This window comes from Rhodococcus sp. EPR-157 (assembly GCF_001647195.1).
Taxonomy (GTDB): domain Bacteria; phylum Actinomycetota; class Actinomycetes; order Mycobacteriales; family Mycobacteriaceae; genus Rhodococcoides.
This window is the reverse complement of sequence record NZ_LVCV01000214.1, coordinates 1-1,299: the sequence shown is the minus strand read 5'-3', so window position 1 is coordinate 1,299 and position 1,299 is coordinate 1. Positions and strand designations below refer to the sequence as shown.

General features: G+C 63.1%; 2 protein-coding genes. Both read left to right on the top strand.

The features are described 5' to 3' along the window. Positions 1–615 (top strand): SGNH/GDSL hydrolase family protein (locus tag A2J03_RS09835; RefSeq protein WP_068372795.1); only part of this gene is annotated, 615 nt, incomplete at its 5' end. 133 nt (positions 616–748) lie between these two features. Beyond that, a complete protein-coding gene (locus A2J03_RS09830; RefSeq protein WP_068372792.1) occupies positions 749–1,129 on the top strand; it encodes an STAS domain-containing protein in 381 nt (126 codons plus the stop codon). Positions 1,130–1,299: the final 170 nt, after the last annotated feature.

Below are 1,299 nucleotides of genomic sequence, written 5' to 3'. Positions count from 1 at the left end.
GTCGCCGGACTAGTGCTCGGCCCGCTGAAGACGCCTGTTCTGTATCTCTGGAATGCCGAGTGCTTCGGGTGGAGCACGAGCAGCGACGGACCACGGCTCGTTGCACTCGGAGACTCGATCGCCGAGGGCAATTCCGTCGCCGACTGGGGTATCCACGGCGATACCTCGTGGTACTCCCACCTCGTGTGCGGGGACGGCGCGGCTGCCGCCGACGGACGCAACGCAGGCGCCACAGGCGAGACCACCGCACAGATCGCGGCTCGTATGGACGAGGCGCTCGCCGCCGAGCCTGATGTGCTCGTCGTCAACGGTGGAACCAACGATCAGGCGCGCGGGGTACCTCTGGCAGAGACCATCGCGAATCTTCGATCGATCCTGGACCAGGCCCGAGGCGTCGACACCGTCGTACTCGCCACCGTGCCACCGTCGAGGTCGGCGCCGGACGACCGGTTGAACATCGCCATCCGAAACCTTGCCGCCGAACGCGGCCTCCCACTTGCCGACTTCGCGTCGACGCTGAAGACACCGGGCGCGACGTTCGACGGCGTTCATCCGACCGCGGACTCCGCTCGGTCGATGGCCGAGCAGATCGTCCTCGCCGCCGGCTTGCGCTGACAGCGCTCACAGCTCGTCGTTACTGATCTGTTACTCGCTAGATGCCTTACCGTGACGAAACTCGAAACGGACACGAGATCTTTCCCTGTCAGAGTTTGTACAGGCACGAAATACGACGCGAAGGGCAGAAGAGATGATCACTGCAGCCAACTCCTTGTCCGTCGACGCCGCCGCACAATCCGTCGGCGAAGCTCCCCGATACTCGGTCGAGGTCGAGTCCTACTCGACCTCGTATTCAGTACTGCGAGTATCGGGCGACCTGGATATGACCGCTCGACCAGAACTGACCGGAAAACTCGAGGATCTCCTCAGCAGTGGCGCCGACGTGTTGGTCGATCTGTCCGCGGTGTCGTTCATCTACTCCGGCGCCGCGAATGCCGTGATCGACGCAGCATCGGCGACGGATTCGCGTGTTCGCATCTTCGCGCCGACACGTCCGGTTCGGATGATCCTCGACGTGCTCGGCGCGGGCGTGCTGATTGTCGACAGTCGGTCGAGAGAGTGGACTTCATGATGAGCAGGTCAGATCACCCCGAATCAGAGCAGACGACGGAGACGCCCCGACATACGTCGGAGTCCAAACCTCAGGCATCGTCGTTCCTTCAAATGTTCCTCGAAACGCGTCCCCCCGGCGGCAGTTCCGACTGAGCCCCGCTGAGCGTCGATAGAGTGTCCGCGTGGATA